General features: G+C 74.0%; 21 protein-coding genes. 10 read left to right on the top strand and 11 right to left on the bottom strand.

Annotation, left to right across the window (positions count from 1 at the left end; translation table 11 throughout):
• Positions 1 to 25: 25 nt before the first annotated feature.
• The 4 genes from F8568_RS39370 to F8568_RS39360 form a co-directional block, all read right to left on the bottom strand.
• The gene (locus F8568_RS39370) at positions 26 to 769 is read right to left on the bottom strand and encodes a sulfite exporter TauE/SafE family protein (RefSeq protein ID WP_202125880.1); all 744 of its coding nucleotides are present in this window, start codon (positions 767 to 769) and stop codon (positions 26 to 28) included.
• Between the two features lie 189 nt (positions 770 to 958).
• Positions 959 to 1,723 (bottom strand): amidohydrolase family protein, encoded by a 765-nt coding sequence (locus F8568_RS47290; protein WP_202125873.1) that lies wholly within the window; start codon positions 1,721 to 1,723, stop codon positions 959 to 961.
• Positions 1,618 to 2,154, bottom strand: a complete 537-nt coding sequence (locus F8568_RS50005) for an amidohydrolase family protein (protein WP_202125872.1) — start codon at positions 2,152 to 2,154, stop codon at positions 1,618 to 1,620. The genes F8568_RS47290 and F8568_RS50005 overlap by 106 nt, the downstream gene beginning before the upstream one ends.
• Before the next feature lie 66 nt (positions 2,155 to 2,220).
• Positions 2,221 to 3,606 (bottom strand): MFS transporter, encoded by a 1,386-nt coding sequence (locus F8568_RS39360; RefSeq protein ID WP_151598723.1) that lies wholly within the window; start codon positions 3,604 to 3,606, stop codon positions 2,221 to 2,223.
• Between the two features lie 116 nt (positions 3,607 to 3,722).
• Here F8568_RS39360 and F8568_RS39355 point away from each other — a divergent pair, with 116 nt between their 5' ends.
• Positions 3,723 to 4,733, top strand: a complete 1,011-nt coding sequence (locus F8568_RS39355) for an Lrp/AsnC family transcriptional regulator (RefSeq protein WP_151598797.1) — start codon at positions 3,723 to 3,725, stop codon at positions 4,731 to 4,733.
• On the opposite strand, the gene pcrA is transcribed toward F8568_RS39355, so the two are convergent.
• The 4 genes from pcrA to dhaK all read right to left on the bottom strand — a co-directional run bounded on the left by pcrA (position 4,690) and on the right by dhaK (position 9,178).
• Positions 4,690 to 6,951 (bottom strand): DNA helicase PcrA, encoded by a 2,262-nt coding sequence (gene pcrA / locus F8568_RS39350; protein ID WP_202125871.1) that lies wholly within the window; start codon positions 6,949 to 6,951, stop codon positions 4,690 to 4,692. The genes F8568_RS39355 and pcrA overlap by 44 nt on opposite strands.
• 162 nt (positions 6,952 to 7,113) lie before the next feature.
• Positions 7,114 to 7,497: a dihydroxyacetone kinase phosphoryl donor subunit DhaM gene (dhaM, locus tag F8568_RS39345; RefSeq protein ID WP_151598721.1), complete on the bottom strand. Its 384-nt coding sequence runs from the start codon at positions 7,495 to 7,497 to the stop codon at positions 7,114 to 7,116.
• Between the two features lie 2 nt (positions 7,498 to 7,499).
• Positions 7,500 to 8,174, bottom strand: coding sequence for a dihydroxyacetone kinase subunit DhaL (gene dhaL, locus F8568_RS39340; protein ID WP_151598719.1), 675 nt, complete (start codon positions 8,172 to 8,174; stop codon positions 7,500 to 7,502).
• 8 nt (positions 8,175 to 8,182) lie between these two features.
• A complete protein-coding gene (dhaK, locus tag F8568_RS39335) occupies positions 8,183 to 9,178 on the bottom strand; it encodes a dihydroxyacetone kinase subunit DhaK (RefSeq protein ID WP_151598717.1) in 996 nt (331 codons plus the stop codon).
• A 131-nt stretch (positions 9,179 to 9,309) separates the two neighbouring features.
• Here dhaK and F8568_RS39330 point away from each other — a divergent pair, with 131 nt between their 5' ends.
• From F8568_RS39330 to F8568_RS39315, 4 genes are all read left to right on the top strand, one after another.
• Entirely contained in the window at positions 9,310 to 10,275 is a 966-nt protein-coding gene (locus F8568_RS39330; RefSeq protein WP_151598715.1) for a nucleoside hydrolase, read from the top strand.
• A 136-nt stretch (positions 10,276 to 10,411) separates the two neighbouring features.
• A complete protein-coding gene (locus F8568_RS39325) occupies positions 10,412 to 11,095 on the top strand; it encodes a PIG-L deacetylase family protein (RefSeq protein WP_202125878.1) in 684 nt (227 codons plus the stop codon).
• 108 nt (positions 11,096 to 11,203) lie between these two features.
• Complete coding sequence (locus F8568_RS39320) at positions 11,204 to 11,593, top strand: SRPBCC family protein (RefSeq protein ID WP_151598713.1); 390 nt, start codon at positions 11,204 to 11,206, stop codon at positions 11,591 to 11,593.
• Between the two features lie 123 nt (positions 11,594 to 11,716).
• Positions 11,717 to 12,625, top strand: coding sequence for a serine hydrolase (locus F8568_RS39315; protein WP_151598711.1), 909 nt, complete (start codon positions 11,717 to 11,719; stop codon positions 12,623 to 12,625).
• 340 nt (positions 12,626 to 12,965) lie between these two features.
• Here F8568_RS39315 and F8568_RS39310 read toward each other — a convergent pair whose 3' ends face one another.
• From F8568_RS39310 to F8568_RS39300, 3 genes are all read right to left on the bottom strand, one after another.
• Entirely contained in the window at positions 12,966 to 13,730 is a 765-nt protein-coding gene (locus tag F8568_RS39310; protein ID WP_151598710.1) for a DUF4190 domain-containing protein, read from the bottom strand.
• Positions 13,731 to 13,840: 110 nt separating this feature from the next.
• A complete protein-coding gene (locus F8568_RS39305) occupies positions 13,841 to 14,479 on the bottom strand; it encodes a LuxR C-terminal-related transcriptional regulator (protein WP_151598708.1) in 639 nt (212 codons plus the stop codon).
• On the bottom strand, positions 14,476 to 15,666 hold the full coding sequence (locus F8568_RS39300) for an ATP-binding protein (RefSeq protein ID WP_407924510.1): 1,191 nt from the start codon (positions 15,664 to 15,666) through the stop codon (positions 14,476 to 14,478). The genes F8568_RS39305 and F8568_RS39300 overlap by 4 nt, the downstream gene beginning before the upstream one ends.
• Before the next feature lie 195 nt (positions 15,667 to 15,861).
• On the opposite strand from F8568_RS39300, the gene F8568_RS39295 reads away from it, so the two are divergent.
• The 5 genes from F8568_RS39295 to F8568_RS39280 all read left to right on the top strand — a co-directional run bounded on the left by F8568_RS39295 (position 15,862) and on the right by F8568_RS39280 (position 19,726).
• A complete protein-coding gene (locus F8568_RS39295; protein ID WP_151598706.1) occupies positions 15,862 to 17,103 on the top strand; it encodes a PspC domain-containing protein in 1,242 nt (413 codons plus the stop codon).
• The gene (locus F8568_RS39290) at positions 17,096 to 17,329 is read left to right on the top strand and encodes a hypothetical protein (protein ID WP_151598704.1); all 234 of its coding nucleotides are present in this window, start codon (positions 17,096 to 17,098) and stop codon (positions 17,327 to 17,329) included. The genes F8568_RS39295 and F8568_RS39290 overlap by 8 nt, the downstream gene beginning before the upstream one ends.
• A gap of 58 nt (positions 17,330 to 17,387) precedes the next feature.
• Positions 17,388 to 17,474, top strand: coding sequence for a putative leader peptide (locus tag F8568_RS51295; protein WP_360747061.1), 87 nt, complete (start codon positions 17,388 to 17,390; stop codon positions 17,472 to 17,474).
• 66 nt (positions 17,475 to 17,540) lie between these two features.
• A complete protein-coding gene (locus F8568_RS39285) occupies positions 17,541 to 18,881 on the top strand; it encodes a dicarboxylate/amino acid:cation symporter (protein ID WP_151598702.1) in 1,341 nt (446 codons plus the stop codon).
• Positions 18,882 to 19,021: 140 nt separating this feature from the next.
• The gene (locus F8568_RS39280) at positions 19,022 to 19,726 is read left to right on the top strand and encodes a TetR/AcrR family transcriptional regulator (RefSeq protein ID WP_151598700.1); all 705 of its coding nucleotides are present in this window, start codon (positions 19,022 to 19,024) and stop codon (positions 19,724 to 19,726) included.
• Positions 19,727 to 19,845 lie beyond the last annotated feature (119 nt).

Here is a 19,845-nt window from a genome sequence, read left to right as displayed (position 1 = left end):
GCCCCCGCGCGGACGGACCCCGGGGTCAGGCGAACTGCTCGTAGCCCATCTTGAGCACGAGCGCGGCGACGGCGCACAGCAGCACGATCCGGACGAACCCGGTGCCGCGGTTGATCGCGGTCCGGGCGCCGAGCTGCGCGCCGGCGGCGTTGCAGACGGCCATGCCGAGCCCGAGCGCCCACAGCACGTGCCCCTGGGCGGCGAACACGATGAGCGCGCCGAGGTTGGTCCCGGCGTTGATGATCTTCGAGGTGGCGGAGGCGTCGACGAAGTCCAGGCCGAGCAGCGCCGTGAACGCGATGACCAGGAACGTTCCAGTGCCGGGGCCGACGAGCCCGTCGTAGAAGGCGATCGCGACGCCGGGCACGACGATCGCGAGCCCGATCCGGCGCCGGGTGCGCAGCACGAGCCGGGGAGCGCGGCCGAGGTCGGGTTTCAGCACCACGAGCGCGGCGACGGCGAGCAGCACCACCATGATCACGGGCTTGAGCACCTCGGACGAGATCGCCGCCGCGCACAGCGCGCCGCCGGCCGCGCAGCACACCGCGAGGGCCGCGGCGGGGCCGGCGATCCGGACGTCCGGCTTGGCCTTGCGGGCGTAGGCGACGGCGGCGGAGGTCGTCCCGGCGATCGAGCCGAGCTTGTTGGTGGCGAGCGCCGTCGCGACGGGCTGGCCCGGGCTGACGAGCAGCAGCGCGGGCACCTGGATCAGCCCGCCGCCGCCGACCACCGCGTCGACCCAGCCGGCCGAGGTGGCGGCGGCCAGCATGACGAGCACCTGCTGGGCGTGCACGGAGGCTCCCGGGGGTAAGGGGTTATTGGAGTATGACCATAACGCCCCGAAGGCCCCGCCGCCGCGCCAGGCCGCTTCGCCACCGCCGCGCCGGCGGCGAAGCGCAGATCTACCCGGCGCGGACCGTCCCTCGTGCCCCGAACGCCCAGTCGAACGTGTGCCGGGTCAGAACCGGCCCCCGGCGGTGACCCACTCGCCGCGGATCATGACGGCGGCGACGCGGGTCAGGGCCCCGATGTCGGCGAGCGGATCGCCGTCGACGACGACCAGGTCGGCGTCGTGACCTGCGCGCAGCAGCCCCTTGCGGTCGCCGAGGCCGCACTCGCCGGCCGCGCGGGACGTCGCCGACGCCAGCGCGTCGGCGGCGGGCACCCCGCCCGCGACCAGGCACCCGATCGCCGACGGCAGGATGCCGTGCGGCTTCCCGGCGCTGATCCCGCAGTCGCCCCCGGACACCAGCCGCACCCCGGCGCGGTGCATCGCGCCGGCGTGCCGCTCCCGGTCCCCCAGCGTCATGCCGAACCGCGTCAGCGTCGCCAGGAGGGGCCCGGCCGGCTCCACCCCGGCGGCCTTCCCCAGCGTCGGGCAGACCGTGATCTCCTGCCCGGCCAGGGCGTCCAGCAGTTCCTCCGGGATCCGGACGCCGGACTCGGTGAGGCACGTGCAGTGCTCGATCCCGTCCGCCCCCGCCCGCACGGCCTGCTCGACCGCGGCGAGGGCGTGCGCGTGGACCGTCACGGGCAGCCCGGCGCGGTGCGCCTCCTCGACGATCAGGCGCAGGTCGTCGTCGCCGAACTGGCGCACCGCGACCTCCATGCCCGCCGTCAGGACGCCGCCGCTGCCCATGACCTTGACGACGTCCGCGCCGCGCTCGGCCCGCTCCCGCACCGCGGCGCGCAGCCCGTCCGGGCCGGACGCCTCGCCGCCCATCGACCAGCAGTGGCCCCGCGGGCTGGTGATCGGCGGGCCGGCGGCGACGATCTGCGGGACGCCGGCTCCGGTCCGCGGTCGCGGCGCTCCAGCACGGTCCAGTCCCGGTCGCCGAGGTCGCGCACGGTCGTCACCCCGGCCGCCGCCTGATCGCGCAGGGCCCGGTCGGTGACGGCGCCGAGTTCGTCGCCGGTGTGGCCGGCGAGCCGGTCCAGCGCCCCGTTCCGGCCGTCGCCGCACAGGTGGACGTGCATGTCGATCAGGCCGGGCAGGACGGTGCCCGCGGGGAAGTCGGCCACCTCCCAGCCGTCCGGGACGGGTGCCGTGGCGGGCTCCACGCCGCGGATTCGGCCGTCCTCGACGAAAACGGCGGCCCCGCCGTCCAGCCGCCGCACGCCGTCGAATGCGCGTCCTGCCCGTACGACCGGCATCGGATGCCCCCGTTCGCGTCTTGTGCGGCCATCATGGTCCGGCCGGGCCGGACGCGGACAGTGCCTTCAGGGACGTGGCCGGATGAGGGCGGCGGCGAAGGCCGCGGCGAGGACGAGGAGCACGGCGGCGAGCCCGAACGCGGCCTCGGCGGCGGTCGCCGATCCGTGCGGCAGCACGTGGAAGAACGCGGTGCCGAGGACGGCGATGCCGAGCGTCCCGCCGAACTGCTGGACGGCGTTGAGCAGCCCCGCCGCCGACCCCGTCTCGTGCGGCCGGACGCGTGCCAGCGCCGCCGTGAAGAACGGGACAGTGAACAGCCCGTTACCCGCTCCCACCAAGACGAGCGCGCCGAGCAGCGGCCACGGGTACGCGTCAGGGGTGCCCCGGTACACCGGGATCGCCGCGCAGACGCCGGCCAGCATGATCGCGAGGCCGGCGAGCATCAGCCGCGGCCCGAAGCGCGGGACGAGCCGGGTCCCGGCGAGCCAGGACGCGGCCGCCATCGCCGCCGACCAGGGCAGCAGCGTGAGGCCCGCGTTCAGCACGTCCCGCCCGAGGCCGATCTGGACCTGGAGGACGACCACGACCATCAGCCCGTTCATCACCGCGAAGAACAGCGTCGAGGCCGCCAGCGCGGCGGGGAAGCCGCGGCCGGAGAACAGGCTCGGCTCGACGAGCGGCGCGGCGGCCCGGCGCTGGTGCCACGCGAACACCGCCAGCACCGCCGCGCCGCCGGCGAGCACCGCCCACATCCACGCCGGCCACCCCGCCGAATTGCCCTGGATCAGCGGAAACACGAGCATCGCCGCGCCGGCGGTGGCGAGGACCGTGCCGGTGGGGTCGAGGCGGGGCCGCCGCTCCGCCCGGTCCTCGAGCAGCAGCGGCGCGGTCGCGAGGACCCCGGCGGCGAGCGGCAGGTTCACGAGGAACGCCGCCCGCCACGACACGGCGTGGGTGAGGACGGCGCCGAGCACCGGCCCGCAGATCGCCGACAGCCCCATCACCGGCCCGATGCTGCCGAACGCCTTCGCCGTCTCGGGCCCGTCGAACATCGCGCGGATCAGCCCGATCGTCTGCGGGATGACCAGTGCGGCGGCGGCGCCCTGCACGGCCCGCGCCGCGATCAGCGCGCCCGCCGACGGCGCCAGCGCGCAGCACGCCGACGCCACCGCGAACCCGGCGACGCCGAGCGCGAACACCCGCCGCCGCCCGGCGATGTCGCCGAGCCGCCCGCCGGTGATCAGCAGCACCGCGAACGGCAGCGTGTAGGCGGCGCTGAACCACTGGATCCCGGACTCGCCGCCGCCGAGGTCCCGCCCGATCACCGGCGCCGCGACCTGCACGATCGTCGCGTCCAGCAGGTTCATCGCCTCGGCCGCCAGCAGCGTGGCCAGGGCCGCCCACCGCCACCGGTGGACGGCTCCGGCCCGCGCCTCCTCCTGCACTCGCATGGCACGTCTCCTTTCGGTTCCGTGCCCCAGCCTCGAAGGAACGCCGCACTACGTTCCAACCACGGCGCTCAGATGGCGGATATCTTCCATGGAAGCGGCTGAAATGAGGGAACGTGATGCTGGACGAGCTGGACCGCGCCGTCATCCACGCGCTGCACATCGACGGCCGCGCCCCGTTCAGCCGCATCGCGGACGCCTGCGGCGTGTCCACGCAGACCGTGGCGCGCCGCTACCGGCGGCTCCGCGCCGAGGCGGGCCTGCGCGTCGTCGGCGTCCTGGACCGTGACAGCGGCCCCGAGACGCACTGGACGGTCCGGCTGACCTGCACGCCCGCGGCGACGCAGACCCTCGCGCGCTCACTCGCCGCGCGGCCCGACACCTCGTGGGTGAAGCTGACGTCCGGCGGGACGGAGATCTTCGCGATCGTGCACGTGCCGGACGGTGCCGGGCGCGGGGAGGGCGCGGGCGCCCCGGACGCCATGTTGCTGCACGACGTCCCGCGCCGCGCGGGCATCACCGCCGTCTCCGCGCACTGCCTGCTGCACACCTACCTCGGCGGGCCGACCGCCTGGCGCGGCATCACCCGCGCGCTCTCCCCCGAACAGCAGGAACTATTGAGTCCGTCGCGGAAAGACCCGGGCGACCCGCGCCCGCTGACCGCCGCCGACCACGCGCTGCTGGACGTCCTGCGGCACGACGGCCGCGCCGGGTACACCGACCTCGCCGCCGCGACCGGCTGGTCACAGGCGACGGCGGCGCGCCGCCTCGCCGGCCTGCGCGCCCGCGGCACGCTGTTCTTCGACGTCGAGGTCGACTCCGCCCTGCTCGGCGGCACCACGCAGGCGCTGATCTGGATGTCGGTCGACCCGGGCCGGCTCGACGCCGTCGCCACCACCCTCGCCGGGCACGACGAGCTCGCCGTCGTCGCCGCGACCACCGGCCCCACGAACCTGCTGGCGCAGGCGCTCTGCGACGGCCCCGCCGACCTGCACCGCTACCTCACCCGCGAGCTCGGCGCCCTGGACGGCATCCGCGCCCTGGAGACCGCGCCCGTCCTGCGCACGCTGAAGCGCGCCGGTGCGGTCAGAGCTTCTCCACCGGCGCGAACCGCAGGACGAGGCGCTTGACGCCGTACTCGCCGCCGAAGTCGACGCTGGCGGCGGCCTTGTCGCCGGCGCCGTCCACGGACACGACCGTGCCGAGGCCGAACGAGTCGTGGGTGACCTTGTCGCCCGGCGCGAGGGCGGGGACGTCCCGGTTGCCCGGCGACTTCACGCCGGGCCGGGCCGCCATCCGCGACATCGCCGACGACGAGGTGGACGACGCCTCCCGCTCCCATTCGATCAGGGTGCCGGGCACCTCGCCGAGGAACCGGGACGGCGGGTTGACCTGAGGCGCGCCCCACGAGCTGCGCATCGTCGCGCGCGACAGGTACAGCCGCTGCCGCGCGCGCGTGATGCCGACATAGGCGAGGCGGCGTTCCTCCTCCAGCTCCTTGGGGTTGCTCATGGCGCGCAGGTGCGGGAAGACCCCGTCCTCCATGCCGGTGAGGAACACCACGGGGAACTCCAGGCCCTTCGCGGTGTGCAGGGTCATCAGCGTGACGACGCCCTGGTCGGTCTCCTCGGGCCGCTCGCCCGGCGGGACCGGGCCGCCCTTCGCGCCGCCGGGGATCGAGTCGGCGTCGGCGACCAGCGCGACCTGCTCCAGGAAGTCGGGCAGCCGGCCCTCGGCGGACTCGCCGTCGAGGCGCTCCTCGAACTCGCGGGCGACGGCCTCCAGCTCGCGGAGGTTCTCCACGCGGGTCTCGTCCTGCGGGTCCTTGGAGGCCTGCAGCTCGGCGAGGTAGCCGGACCTGTCGAGGATCTGCACGACCAGGTCGGCCGGAGTGAGCGACGCGGCGGCGGCGCGCAGCTCGTCCAGCAGCAGGACGAACTCGCGGACGGAGTTGATCGACCGGGTCGCCATGCCGGGGACGTCCTCGGGGACGCGCAGCGCCTGCCAGAACGAGATCCGCTCACGGGAGGCGTACGCCTCCACGCACGCCTCGGCGCGGTCGCCGATGCCGCGCTTCGGCACGTTGAGGATGCGGCGCAGCGAGACCGTGTCCTCGGGGTTGGCGAGGACGCGCAGGTAGGCGAGCAGGTCGCGGATCTCCTTGCGCTCGTAGAAGCGGACGCCGCCGACGACCTTGTAGGGCAGGCCGACGCGGATGAACACTTCCTCGAACACGCGGGACTGGGCGTTGGTGCGGTAGAACACCGCGACGTCGCCGGGGCGGGCGTCGCCGGCGTCGGTGAGCCGGTCGACCTCGTGCGCGACGAACGCGGCCTCGTCGTGCTCGTTGTCGGCCACATAGCCGGTGATCTTGTGGCCCTCGCCCTGGTCGGACCAGAGCCGCTTCGGCTTGCGGTCGGCGTTGCGCTCGATGACCGCGTTCGCCGCCGACAAGATCGTCTGCGTGGAGCGGTAGTTCTGCTCCAGCAGGATCGTGGTCGCGTCGGGGTAGTCGCGCTCGAACTCCAGGATGTTGCGGATCGTCGCGCCGCGGAACGCGTAGATCGACTGGTCGGCGTCGCCGACCACGCACAGCTCGGCCGCCCCGACCCCCTCGACCGGCGCCGTCAGCTCCCTCACCAGCTCGTACTGGGCGTGGTTGGTGTCCTGGTACTCGTCGACGAGGACGTGCCGGAACCGGCGCCGGTAGTGCTCGGCGGCCTCCGGGAACACCTGCAGCAGGTTGACCGTCATCATGATCAGGTCGTCGAAGTCCATCGCGCCGGCCTGCTGCAGCCGCGCCTGGTACATCTCGTACGCCTCGGCGAGCGTCTGCTCCATGTGCGTGGACGCGCGGTTCTTGAACGTCTCGTAGTCGATCAGCTCGTTCTTCAGGTTCGACACCTGGGCGCTGAACGACTTCGGCGGGTACCGCTTCGGGTCGAGGTCCAGCTCGCGGCAGACGAGCGCCATCAGCCGCTGCGCGTCGGCCTGGTCGTAGATCGAGAAGCTCGTGGGGAAGCCGAGCCGCTTGGCCTCCCGGCGCAGGATCCGCACGCAGGCGGAGTGGAACGTCATCACCCACATGGCCCGCGACCGCGGCCCGACGAGGGCGTCGACGCGCTCCTTCATCTCGGCGGCGGCCTTGTTGGTGAAGGTGATCGCGAGGATCTGGCCGGGGTGCGCGTCCCGCTCGCTCAGCAGGTGGGCGATGCGGTGGGTGAGCACGCGGGTCTTCCCCGACCCGGCGCCCGCGACGATCAGCAGGGGGCCGCCGGAGTGCACGACGGCGGCGCGCTGCTGCTCGTTCAGGCCGTCGAGCAAGGGGTGAGCTTCGGTCTTCGACATCACGTGCGAGTGTACGGCGCCGCGCCGACGTTTTCGGCGGCCTCGCCCCGGCGCGCGGGTCGGGACGGCGCCGCGCACTCCGTGCGCACGGGGTGCGCGGCGCCCCCGGTCCACGGGCCGTCCCCCGCCTCGGGGAGCCCGCCCGCGGCGGTGACAGGCCGATCAGGTCTTGCGGTGCTCGCGGGCGGCTTCGGCGGCGGCGTGCACGGCGGGGAGGCCGGCGCCCGTCGCGGCCATGGACGCGGCGGCGATCGCGCCCTCGACCAGCGGCGCGTCGGCGAGCATGATCTCCTCGCCGTCCGCGTCCTCGATGAGCATCTTCGCGGTGAGGACGGAGCTGCCGATGTCGGCGAGCAGCAGCACCCCGTCGCCGCCGTCGGCCCGCCGCACGGCGTCCTCGGCGAGGTCGATGCTGGTGCCGAGGCCGCCCTCGGAGTCGCCGCCGGCGGGCTCGACGGCGGCCTTCCCGACGCCCATGGCGCGGGCCACCTCGGCGACGGCCTCGGCGAGCGTCCGGCTGTGCGAGATGAGCACGATCCCGACCACGGTCACTCCCGTCCGGTGACGTCGGCGAGGGCGCGCAGGACCAGCGCGGTGGACGAGGCGCCCGGGTCGAGGTGCCCGGTGCTGCGCGGGCCGAGGTAGCTGGCGCGGCCCTTGCGCGCCTGCATCGGGACGGTCGCGGCGGCGCCCGCGTCGGCGGCGTCGGCGGCCGCGCGGGCGGCCGCGGCGAGGCCGGCGCCGCCGTCGAGCGCGGTCGCGTAGGCGGCGGCGGCCGGGGCCAGCGCGTCGATCATGGTCTTGTCGCCCTCGTTCGCCTGGCCCAGTTCCTGGACGCCCTCCACCATGGCCTTCAGCGCGGCGCCGACCGCGGCGGCGTCCGCCTCGGACGCGTCGCCGAGCGCCTTGCCGGCGCGGCGCAGCGCCGTGCCGTAGAGGGGGCCTGACGCGCCGCCCGTCTTGGACACGATGGCGCGCCCGGCGGCGATCAGCACCTTGCCGGGCCGGATCTCGGCGAGCTCGGCCTCGCCAGGGAGGGCGGCGACGGCCGCGGTGAACCCGCGGTGCAGGTTGTGGCCGTGGTCGCCGTCGCCGATCGCCGCGTCCAACCTGGTCAGCCGCTCGGCCTCGGCGGACACCAGCTCGGCGGCGCGGCGGATCCACGCCGCGGCGTCTCGCGCGTCAAGCCGCCCGCCCGCCTGCCCTTCCGCATCGCCTTCCATCGACGCGGTCACCGTCCCCACCGCAGCGCGGGCGTCTCGACGGGCGCGTCCCAGAGCCGGGTCAGCTCCGGAGTCAGCCGGCACACGCTGATCATGCTGCCGGCCATCTCCAGGCTGGTGACGTACGGGCCGACCAGCGGGCGGGCGACCGTGGCGCCGTGCCCCTCCAGCCAGCGGGCCGCCGCCTCGTACGCGATGTACTGCTCCATCAGCGGGGTGCCGCCCATCCCGTTCACCAGCACGAGCAGCTCGGACCCCGCCAGCGGCATGTCCGCCTCGATCGCGCTGAGGGAGGCGTCCACGATCGCGTCGGCGTCCGCCAGCGGGACGCGCTCGCGGCCGGGCTCGCCGTGGATGCCGATGCCGAGCTCCATCTCCCCGTCCTCGAGCTGGAACGTCGGCTCCCCGGCGGCCGGGACCGTGCACGGCGACAGCGCGACGCCGAACGAGCGGCTCCGCTCGTTGACCTCGCGGGCGACGGCGGCGACGGACGCCAGGTCGGCGCCCTCCTCCGCGAGCGCCCCCGCGATCTTCTCCACGAACAGGGTGGCGCCGGTGCCGCGCCGCCCGGCGGTGTAGAGGCTGTCCTCCACGGCGACGTCGTCGTTGACGATCACCGAGGCGACCTCGATGTCCTCGTCCTCGGCCAGCTCCGCCGCCATGCGGAAGTTCAGGACGTCGCCGGTGTAGTTCTTGACGATGTGGAGCACGCCCGCGCCGCCGTTCACCGCCATCGTCGCGGCGATGATCTGGTCCGGGACGGGCGAGGTGAACACCTGGCCGCAGCAGGCCGCGTCGAGCATGCCGTGGCCGACGAACCCGGCGTGCAGCGGTTCGTGCCCGGAGCCGCCCCCCGACACCAGGGCGACCCGGCCGGCCCGCGGCGCGTCCGCCCGCACGACCGTGCCGTTCTCGGGATCGGCTCGCAGCGACGGGTGCGCGGCGGCGAGGCCGCGCAGCGCGTCGGCGACCACGTTCTCCGGATCGTTGATGAGTTTGCGCATGTCTCAGCTCTACCCCGGCACGGCGTCCCGTCCCAGACCCAATCACGATCTTCAGACGCCGGTCCGCCGGGAACGCCCCGGGCGGTCTTATCGGGATGCCCCGGGCGGCCCGCCCGTCGTAGGTTGCACGGGTGACGAATGCTCCCGTTCTCCTGTTCGACTGCGACACCGGCATCGACGACGCCCTGACCCTGCTCTACCTCGCCTCCCTCGTCCGGGCGGGCGAGGCCGAGCTCGCCGGCGTCGGGACGGTGCACGGCAACATCGACCCGCTGACCGGGGCCCTCAACACGCTGCGCGTGCTGGAGGCGGCCGGCGTGGAGGCGGGCGAGAAGGGAGTGCCGGTCGCCGTCGGCGCGGCCCGCCCGATGGCCCAGGACGTCCACTACGCGCTCGACTGGCACGGCCGGGACGGCCTCGGCGACACGAACCTGCCCGAGCCGGCCGGACGGCCGGTCGCCGAGCCGGCCGCCGCGCAGATCGTCCGGCTGGCGCGGGAGCGGCCGGGGGAGCTGACGCTGCTGGCGACGGGCCCGCTGACCAACCTCGGCGCGGCGCTGCTGCTGGACGAGGAACTGCCGGCGCTGATCCGCGAGGTCGTCGTGATGGGCGGGGCGTTCGGCCACCCCGGCAACATCACCACGCACGCCGAGGCGAACATCTGGCACGACCCGGAGGCCGCCGACCTGGTGTTCGCGGCGGACTGGCCGGTCGTCCTGGTGCCGCTGGACGCCACGCACCCGACCGCCGTCCACGACGACTGGCTCGACCGGCTCGCGGCGCACGGCTCGCCCGTCGCGGCGTTCGCCACCCGGATCCTGTCGTTCTACGCCGACGCCTACACGCCCACGCTGCGGCGCCGCGGCGCGGTCATCCACGACGCGCTCGCCGCGATGCTGGCGGTCGACCCCGGCCTCGGCGAGTACGTGCAGCGGCCGGTGCGGGTGGAGCTGCGCGGCGAGCTGACCCGCGGCACGACCGTCTGGGACGCGCGATCGCTGCCCGCCGACGACACCCGCCGCCCGGTGAAGGTCGCGGTCGGCGGCGACGTGCGCGCCTTCCAGGAGCGTCTCCTCGCGTCCCTGCTGTCGTTCTGACCCGTCACGGCCGCACGGCCAGGGCGTTCGCGGAAAGCTCGATCATGGGTGTGCCCCGGATCCGTTCGGGGACTTTATTGTTGAATCCGTGACCAACGTTCTGGACGACAGCGGGCTGCAGCGGATCCTCGCCGTGATGGCGCATCCGGACGACGTCGACTTCGGCTGCGCCGGATCGGTGGCGGGCTGGACGGACCGGGGCGTCGAGGTCGTCTACCTGATGGTCACCGACGGCGACGCGGGCGGTTTCGACGACGGCGTCACCCGGGAGGAGATGGCGGCGCTGCGCCGCGAGGAGCAGCGCGCGGCGGCCAAGTGCGTCGGCGTCACCGACGTCCGGTTCCTCGGCTACCCCGACGGGCGGGTCGAGGCGACGCTGGAGCTGCGCCGCGACATCGCCCGCGTGATCCGGCAGGTGCGGCCCGACCGGGTGCTGATGCCGAGCCCGGAGCGCAACTACGAGCGGATCTACCCGAGCCACCCCGACCACCGCGCGGTCGGCGGCGCGGCGCTGGACGCGGTGTACCCGGACGCGCGCAACCCCTACGCGTTCCCCGAACTGCTGGCCGCCGAGGGCCTGGAGGCGTGGACGGCGCGCGAGGTGTGGCTGAGCGGCGGCCCGGTGGTGAACCACTACGTCGACATCACCGACCAGTTCGACCGGAAGGTGAACGCGCTGCGGGCGCACGCCAGCCAGACGTCCCACATGGGCGACGAGCTGCCGAAGATGCTGCGCGGCTGGCTGTCGGCGAACGCCAAGGCGGCGGGGTTCGGGGACGGGCGGCTGGCCGAGGGCTTCCAGGTCGTCGACACGGCATGACCCGGCGCGGCCGGCCGGTGGCGGTCACGCTGCAAATTCATGGCGTTACCAGCCGTAATTGTCCTCGAAGCGGGCATATCCGCCGTGTCCTGACTCAGGGGGGATGCCATGCCGCATGAGATCGAGGCCACCGCCACCACCTACGCCGCCCCAGAGGTGATCTTCAAGCATCTCTTCGTGGCGGACTCCTGGGACGAGTGGGCCGCGTTCTGGGCGCGCGCCCGGCACGAGGTCGTCGCCTACGACCCGCCGCGCCACTGCGGGTACGTCGCCCTCTCCGGGCTGCCGCGCGGCTACCGCGCCGACATCACGCTGGAGCCGCACGGGGTGAACACGCTGATCCGCTGGCGCGCGTCGTTCGACGGGCGGATCCCGGGCACCGCGCCGCTGAAGGGGGCGATGCTGCGCCGCCGGTTCGGCTCCTTCGCGCGCCGTGTCGCGTGGCACGCCGAGCGCTGCGAGCCGGGCTGCCCGGCCCGGCTGCCCGTCGAGTTCTGACCCTGCGCCGGGCGCGCGGCGCCGTCCCGGCGCAGGTGATCTTCCCGTTCCGGCGGGTAGGAGCCGTGGTGATCATGGCGGCCCCCGGGGGACGGGCCGCCGTCGCGCGAATCGGGGGATCGCATGCGGCGCAGCGTCACCGTGCTCGGCATCGCCATCGGCTTGACCGCCGGAACGGGCATCACCTGGATCATGACGCACGGGCACCCGCCCGGCGGCGTCCACCGGCCCGAGCCCGGCTCCTCCGCGGGACGGGTGGTGACGGTCGCGAAGGCACCGCTGGTCGATCCGCTCCGGCTGCGCGGCAACGTCCTGGCCTACCTGCGGGGACGGCCGGGCCGCGCCGGCGTGATGGCGGCCGACCTGCGCGGCGGCGCGGCGTTCGGGGTGAACGAGACGTCCCAGTTCGTCACCGCCAGCGTCATCAAGGTCGACATTCTGGCGGCGCTGCTGCTGCAGCACCAGCGGCAGCGCGCCGGCCTGTCGGACGGGGAGAGGACGCTGGCCGCGCGGATGATCCGCAAGAGCGACAACCCGGCGGCGGACGCGCTGTACGCCGGCATCGGCCGCGAGCCCGGGCTCCGGAACGCGAACGCGGCGTTCGGGCTCGGGCACACAGAGCCGTACCCGGTGTCGTGGGGGTCGTCGTGGACGAGCCCCGCCGACCAGGTGCAGCTCATGCGGATGCTCGCCTCGGACCGGAGCCCGCTCACCGCGCCGAACCGCCGGTACGTCCTCCGCCTGATGGGGTCGGTGACGCCCTCGCAGGCGTGGGGCGTCAGCGCAGCGGCGCGTCCCGGCGAGAAGGTCGCGCTGAAGAACGGGTGGGTTCCGCTGCGGTTCGAGGGCAACGGCTGGGCGGTCAACAGCATCGGCCGCATCACCGGCGGCGGGCACGACTTCCTCGTCGCGGTGTTCAGCGCCGACAGCCCGACGATGGCGGCGGGCGTGGCGACGGTCGAGCACGTCTCGTCCATGGTTGTCTCGGCCCTCCGTGAAGCCGGGCGCGAGGGCGGGCGCGAGGCGGGCTGATCCTGCGGGCCGGAAACGCGGCTCTCAGCGGAACGTCAGGCCGGTGAGCGGGGCGTCAGCGTTCTGTCGGCGCGTGCGGTGAGCCTTCGCGTTCGCCGGCTACGAGGCGGAGCTGCGCGAGTTCGTCACGGCGAACCAGGACCTCGCGCTCGGGAACATGGAACGCAACCGCGACCGGATCGCCGCCGAGATGGGCGCGGCGGAGGCGAGCGAGGAGCGCTTGGACGGCATCGCCGCCGTCACGAACTCCTACAAGCCGCGCGACTACTGAGCGTTCGCACGCTGATCGCGGCCCTCGGGCTGAGCGGCGGGCCGGCCGCCCAGCGGAGACCGCCGGAGATCAGCCGCGGATGGGGCGGGTGAGCTTCTTGCCCTCGGTGGCGTTCACCGCCAGGCAGGTCACGACGCGGTCGCCGTCCCGCCACGAGTCGGCCGTCGGGTAGTAGAACGACCGCCCGAGGTGCGCGGCGGCCGGGTCGCGGTCGAGCTTGCGCTGGATGCGCAGCTTGCATCCGGTGGAGGCCAGCCGGCTCATCTCCTCGTCGGCCGGCATCACCGCCTGCGTCAGCTTGAAGACGGCCAGCACCTCGCCGTCGTGCGGGCCGGTGCAGGGCACCTTCTTGACGCTCTCCACCTCGACCGGCGGCGCCGAGGCGTCGGCGGGGCTGCCGGAGGAGACGGGGTCGTTGATGCAGTCGCCGACCTTCATGGTGTACGCGTCGATCTTCTCCGGCTTGGTCGTCTTCGGCTTCGGGGTGGCGTCCGGGCCGCTTGCGGAGGACGAGGAGTCCGAGCCCTGGGCGACCAGGTAGCCGATCGTCCCGCCGACGATCCACAGCGCGGACAGCGCGATGCCGGCGATGGCGAGGCCGCGGCCCTTGCCGCCGCGGTCGGCGATCTGGCGGAGCGAGATGACGCCGAGGACGGCGCCGACGATGCCGCAGCAGCCGAGCAGCCCGGTGACGAACGCGGCGATGGCCATGCCGTTCGTCTTGTCCTGCGGCGGCCCGGAGCCGTAGGCGGGTCCGCTCGGCATGGGCGGGGGCGGGTAGGGGGCCGCGGGGTCGGGACCCGGCTGCGCGGGCCCGGGAGGTGGATAGCTCATGGGCAGCGACCCTGCCACACCCCGCGGACCCCTTGATCACGATGCCCGACATCCCGGACATTACATTTTGCTCACACCCATTACCAACGCGTAGCGCCGACGGCCGTCCGCTACACCAGGCGGCGGGCGGCGGCCCAGCGCGACAGCTCGTGCCGGTTCGACAGCTGGAGCTTGCGCAGCACGCTGCTGACGTGCGTCTCCACCGTCTTCACCGAGATGAACAGCTCCTTCGCGATCTCCTTGTAGGCGTAGCCGCGGGCGATCAGCCGCAGCACGTCCCGCTCCCGCTGGGTGATCTGGTCCAGCTCCGGATCCACCGCCGGGACGTCCGTCGCCGCGAACGCGTCCAGCACGAACCCCGCCAGCCGTGGCGAGAAAACCGCGTCGCCTTCCGCGACCCGGCCGATCGCGTCCGTCAGCTCCGGGCCCGAGATCGTCTTGGTCACGTAGCCGCGGGCGCCGCCGCGCACCACCCCGATCACGTCCTCCGCCGCGTCCGACACCGACAGCGCCAGGAACCGCGACGGCACCACCCCGGCCAGCCGCCGCAGCACCTCGATGCCGCCGCCCCCGGGCAGGTGCACGTCCAGCAGCACCACGTCCGGCGCGGTCGCGCGGATCACCGACACCGCCTCGTCGACGTCGCCGGCCTCCCCGACGATCTCGACGCCGCCGCCGAGCTCCGCCTTCACCCCGGTCCGGAACATCTGGTGGTCGTCGACCAGCACCACCCGCTTCAGCTCGCTCATCCCTTGTCCATTTCCAGCCGCACCTCGGTGCCCTCGCCGGGCGCGGTACGGACGGTGGCCTTGCCGCCGTTGCGCTCCATACGTCCGATGATGGACCCCCGGACGCCCATCCGGTCCTCCGGCACCTGATCCAGGTCGAATCCCTTCCCCCGGTCCCGCACGAAGATGGCGACCTTCTCCCCGTCGGCTTCCCCCTCCACCTCCGCGTACACCGACACCGACGGCGCCCCCGCGTACTTCGCCGCGTTCACCATCGCCTCCCGCGCCGCCTGCAGCGCCGCGCCCAGCCGGTCGTCCAGCGCGGTGTCCCCGACGCACACCACCTCGATCGGCACGCCGTGATCGTCCTCGACCTCGCCCGCCGCCGCCTTGATCGCCGCGGCGAACGTCTGGTCCGGGTCCGAGCGCGGCTGGTAGAGCCACGTCCGCAGGGTCCGCTCCTGCGACCGGGCGAGCCGCTGCACCTCCCGCGCGTCGTGCGCGTTCCGCTGGATCAGCGTCAGCGTGTGCAGCACCGAGTCGTGGATGTGCGCCGCGAGCTCCGCCCGCTCCTGCGACCGGACGCGCTCGGCCCGCTCGCTGTCGAGGTCCTGCCAGAGCCGCACCACCCACGGCGTCACGATCAGCGTCACCCCGGTCAGGATGATCAGCATCGCGATGACGACCGACCGGGCCTGCCCCACGTCCACCCGCTGCGCGACGAACCCGCCGATCCCGCCGACGACCAGCAGCAGCCCGAGCAGGCTGCGCAGCCAGCGCTGCCGCAGCGGCAGCACCCACCGCTGCCGCTGGTCCCGGTCGGCCTGCTGCCACAGGATCGCGGCACCGACGCCGCCGAGCACGAACGGCCAGATCGCCCACTGCATCAGCCCGCCGGCCCTGTCCGCCGCACCCAGCAGCAGCGCGGCCAGGCCGAGCGTGACCACCGCGTACACGGCGAGCTGCCCCACGTCGCGGCCGCGCCGCCCCGCCGCGCCCTCCCCCGCCGGTACCAGGATCCAGAACGCGCCGTACGCGGCGAGGCCCAGCCCGCTCGCCACCGCCAGCAGGACGAACGCCGACCGGACGATCACCACGTCGACCCCGAGGTGCGCGGCGAGCCCGCGCGCCACGCCCGCGACGAGCCGCCCGTCCGGCGCCCGTTCGAGCCGCGCCGTCCCGGGCACGGCCGGCGGCGCGGCCGTCACCCCGCCCGCCGCCTCCGCGTCCCGCGGGCCTTCGCCACGTACTCCCACGTCACCGATCGTCACACGGCCCGCGCCGTCCCCGCATCAGGGCCGCACCCCGAATTCCCTCAGGGTCGCACCGGCCCCGGGCATCTCGGGGTCCGGTCAGGGTCGTCCCCGATACCGCCGGGCGCCGCGGGCGGCCACGATGGTGGCATGGCTGAGGAGCGCAACGGCGGCGAGCGCCGGAGGCTGGCACGGGACCCGGAGCGGCGCGTGCTGGTGGGGGTCTGCACCGGGCTCGGGCGGTACACGGGAATCGACCCCGTCGTCTTCCGCGTCGGGTTCGGGCTGCTGGTCCTCGCGCACGGGCAGGGCGTCTTCCTCTACATCGTCGCCGTGCTGCTGATGCCGGCGAGCCCGGGCGAGTCGTCGGCGGCGGAACGGGCGTTCCGCCGCTGGTTCGACGCGCCGGCGGTGCTGTCGGCGCTCGGGGCGCTGCTGTGCCTCGGCGTCGCGTTCAGCCTGTTCGGCGGAGTGTCGACCGACTCGATCGCGCTGCTGGTCGTGTTCGCGCTGGTCATGCTGGTCGCCCACGCGCGGGGCGCCGACCTCGTCGGCGCGGCCAGGTCCCTTCCGGAGCGGTTCGCCGGGCACCCGCCGGGCCCGTCCGCCGAATGGACCACGGGCGCGAGCGTCTCGCTGGAGAAGCGGACGCCGGCCCGGACGGGCGGCGGCCTGCCCGACGGGATGATCGACCTCGCCGACTACGGCCGGGCCCGCGCCTGCGCACCGCCCGCGGAACCGTGGGACGACGCGCTCCCGCCGGAGCGGCGGCGCGGGCGCCCGAGGTCGCCCGCGGCGACGATCACGCTGCTGGCGGCGATGGCCACCGGCGCCGCGCTGGTCCCGGTCGCCCGCGGCTACCCGGGGCCGGAGTCGGCGCTGATCGTCATGGCGCCCGCGCTCGCGGTCGTCGGGCTGGGACTGATCGTCGGCGGCTGGTTCCGGACGCGCGGCCTCGCCGCCGTGGGAACCCTGCTCGCCCTGGCGCTGCTGGCCGCCTCGGTCGCGGCGCACCTGCCGGGGAACCTGAAGTACGGCGACATGGAGTGGCGGCCGATGAACGCGACCAGCACGCACCAGGAGTACCGGATCGGCGTCGGCCAGGGCACCCTGGACCTGACCGCCCTGCCGCTCGCGACCGGCCAGCACGTCTCGGTCGACGCGCGGGTCGGCCTCGGCGGGATGGAGGTCAAGGTCCCGCAGGGCGCCCGGGTCCGGCTGGACGCCCGGATCGCGCTCGGCGACCTGCGCATCGAGCACCGCACCACCAGCGGCCCGAACGCCAAGGTGATCCGGGTGCTGGAACCGGAGGGGACGGCCGTGAAGAACCCGCCCGAGATCGACCTGCGCATCCGCGGCAAGGTCGGGGACGTGGACGTGCACCGTGTCTGAGCGGTCCGAGCGGTCCGAGCGGTCCGAGCGCCGCGGCGGGTTCGACCCGGCCGGGCCGGTCACCGGGCTCTTCTTCCTCGTGCTCGCGGGGGCTTTCCTCGCGGACGGGCTGTCCGGCGGGCACGCCGTCGAGACGGCGGTGATGGTGCCGGTGGTGTTCATCGGGCTCGGGGTCGTCGGGACCGTCCGGGTGCTGACCCGGTCGAGGCGCCGGCGGCTGCGGTGACAGGAGTCACCCCCGGCCCCGGGAACATCCGGCCCGGAAGCGCCTGTTCAGAGCATTCGTGAAGTTCTCCGGGAAGAGCGTCCTGCTCGTGGCGCGGCTGCACGTCGACCTGTGCCGCCTCGCCAGCGTGCTGTGTAGCCGCTGAGCCCTCCGCGCCCACCGCTCGTCCCCTTTTCACAGCCGGCTCACGGCTGCCCTGGAGAACCCCTCGATGAACCCGCGTGTCTGGAAATGGCAGTTCTGGCAGCAGATCGTGCTGTCGCTGGTGCTCGGCGTCGCCGCCGGCGCCCTGATCAACAACTTCGGCGGCGGTGAGCGGACCGCCGCCGACTGGCTCGACCCGTTCGGCGACGTCTACGTCAGCCTGCTGAAGGTCGTCGTCGTGCCGCTGGTGTTCGCCGCGATCGTGGTGAGCGTCGGGCGGCTGCGGGGCGTCGGCAGCGTCGCCCGGCTCACCGCGAGGACCCTCGGCTGGTTCGTGGTCACCTCGGCGATCGCGACCGCGATCGGGCTGACCGTCGCGCTGCTGGTCAAGCCGGGCCGGGGGCTCGGCAAGCTCGCCAGCGAGTCCGCGACGACCGACCCCGTCACCTGGACGCAGGTGCTGCACAACCTGTTCCCGTCCAACATCGTCAAGGCGATGGCGGACGGAAACGTGCTCGGCGTCGTGACGTTCGCGGTGCTGTTCGGCGCGGCGCTCGTCGCGATCGGGCCGCGCGGCGAGCGGCTGACGAGCCTCATCGACGACCTGTACGCCGTGATGCAGAAGGTCGTCTGGTGGGTCGTCCGGCTCACCCCGATCGGCTCGTTCTTCCTGATCGGCTCGGTCGTCGCGACCTACGGGCCGAGCTCGCTCGCGCCGCTGGCGAAGTTCACCGGCGCGATCTACCTGGCCGTCGCGATCATGCTGCTGGTCGGGTACCCGGTGCTGCTGCGGGCGTTCGGCCGGGTGAGCCCGCTGAAGTTCCTGCGCAACTCCTGGCCGGCGATCCAGTTCGGGTTCGTGTCGTCGTCGTCGCTGGCGACGCTGCCGATCGCGCAGCGGGTGTCGGTCGAGCGCAACGGCGTCCAGCGCGAGTACGCGAGCTTCGCGCAGCCGCTCGGCGCGACGATCAAGTTCGACGGCTGCGGCGCGATCTACCCGGCGGTCGCGGCGGTGTTCGTCGCCCAGTACACCGGCGTGCACCTCGGCATCGCCGACTACGCGCTGATCGCGCTGGCCGCGGTGATCGGGCAGCTCGGCACCGGCGGCACGCCCGGCCCGGCGCTGGTCGCGCTGACGCTGACGCTGACCACGGTCGGGCTGCCGCTGCAGGCCGTCGGCTACCTGATCGCGATCGACAAGGTCATCGACATGGCCCGGACGGCGCTGAACGTCACCGGCCAGCTGACCGTCCCGGTGCTGGTCGCACGGTCCGAGGGACTGCTGGACGAGGCGGTGTTCAACGGGCCGCCGAAGGAGCTGACGTCGAGCCCGTCCACCCCGGACGACACCGACCAGGCCGGCGAGGCGCCGGCGCGCGACCGGGCACCGGAGCCCGTACCCGCCTGATCGCCGTATCGAGGACGCCCGCGCCCGCCCGGCGCGGGCGTCTTCGCGTGTGACCCGCGCCGCACCGCCGGGACATCCCCGTCCGGCGGGGACGCGAAGTAATGTGATCCCGACGGCAGGTGATCGGGGATCGAGGTGTGATGGCAGGGCAGCCCGGTGTCCCGGAGGCCGGCGGCACGGACGTGCTGCCGGGCTCGCGGTCCGCCCTGGATCCCGGCCGCGCGATCAAGCCGGGGCGGCACGGGCTGTCCCCCGAGACGGTCGCCGGCATCCAGCGCGAGCGGCTCATCGACGCGTTCGTGCAGGTGGTGTCCGAGCGCGGGTTCGCGCACACGACGATCGGGCGGGTCACCGAGGGCGCGGGCGTCACCAAGAAGACGTTCTACACGCACTTCACGGATCTGGACGACTGCTTCCTGGCCGCCTACCAGCGCGGCATGGACATCCTGCTGCGGCGGATGACGGAGGCGTACGAGGCGGCGCCGTCGTGGCCGGACGGGATCCGGGCGGCACTGCGCCGGATGCTCGCGATCCTCGCCGCGGAGCCGCGGTTCGCGCGGGCGTCGCTGGTGGAGGTGAACGCGGCGGGCCCGCAGGTGCGGCAGGCGCGCATCGACAACCTCGCCCGGTTCCGCGCGTTCTTCGAGGACCCGTCGCTGCCGCCGGTCCCCGTCGCGGTGATCGACGCGATCGTCGGCGGGATCTACAGCGCGATCCACGTGCAGATGGAGACGGGCGAGGCGGAGGAGCTGCCGTCGCTGCTGCCGGCCCTCACCTATTTCGTGCTGCTGCCGCTGATCGGCCGCGAAGCGGCCTCCCCCTACCTGACCGCAGACCCCGGCTAGATGAATGAGTCCAAGGAGTGTCGTTGCAGTCAGTGATCATAGGCAGTCAGTGACCGCTTGATCGACTGTCCGGTCTTGTCGTTGTGCCATATCGCCGCTGTGAGAGCGAGGATCCGGCA

This window comes from Actinomadura physcomitrii (assembly GCF_008923205.2).
GTDB classification, from domain to species: domain Bacteria; phylum Actinomycetota; class Actinomycetes; order Streptosporangiales; family Streptosporangiaceae; genus Spirillospora; species Spirillospora physcomitrii.
This window is presented reverse-complemented; position numbering and strand designations above follow the sequence as displayed.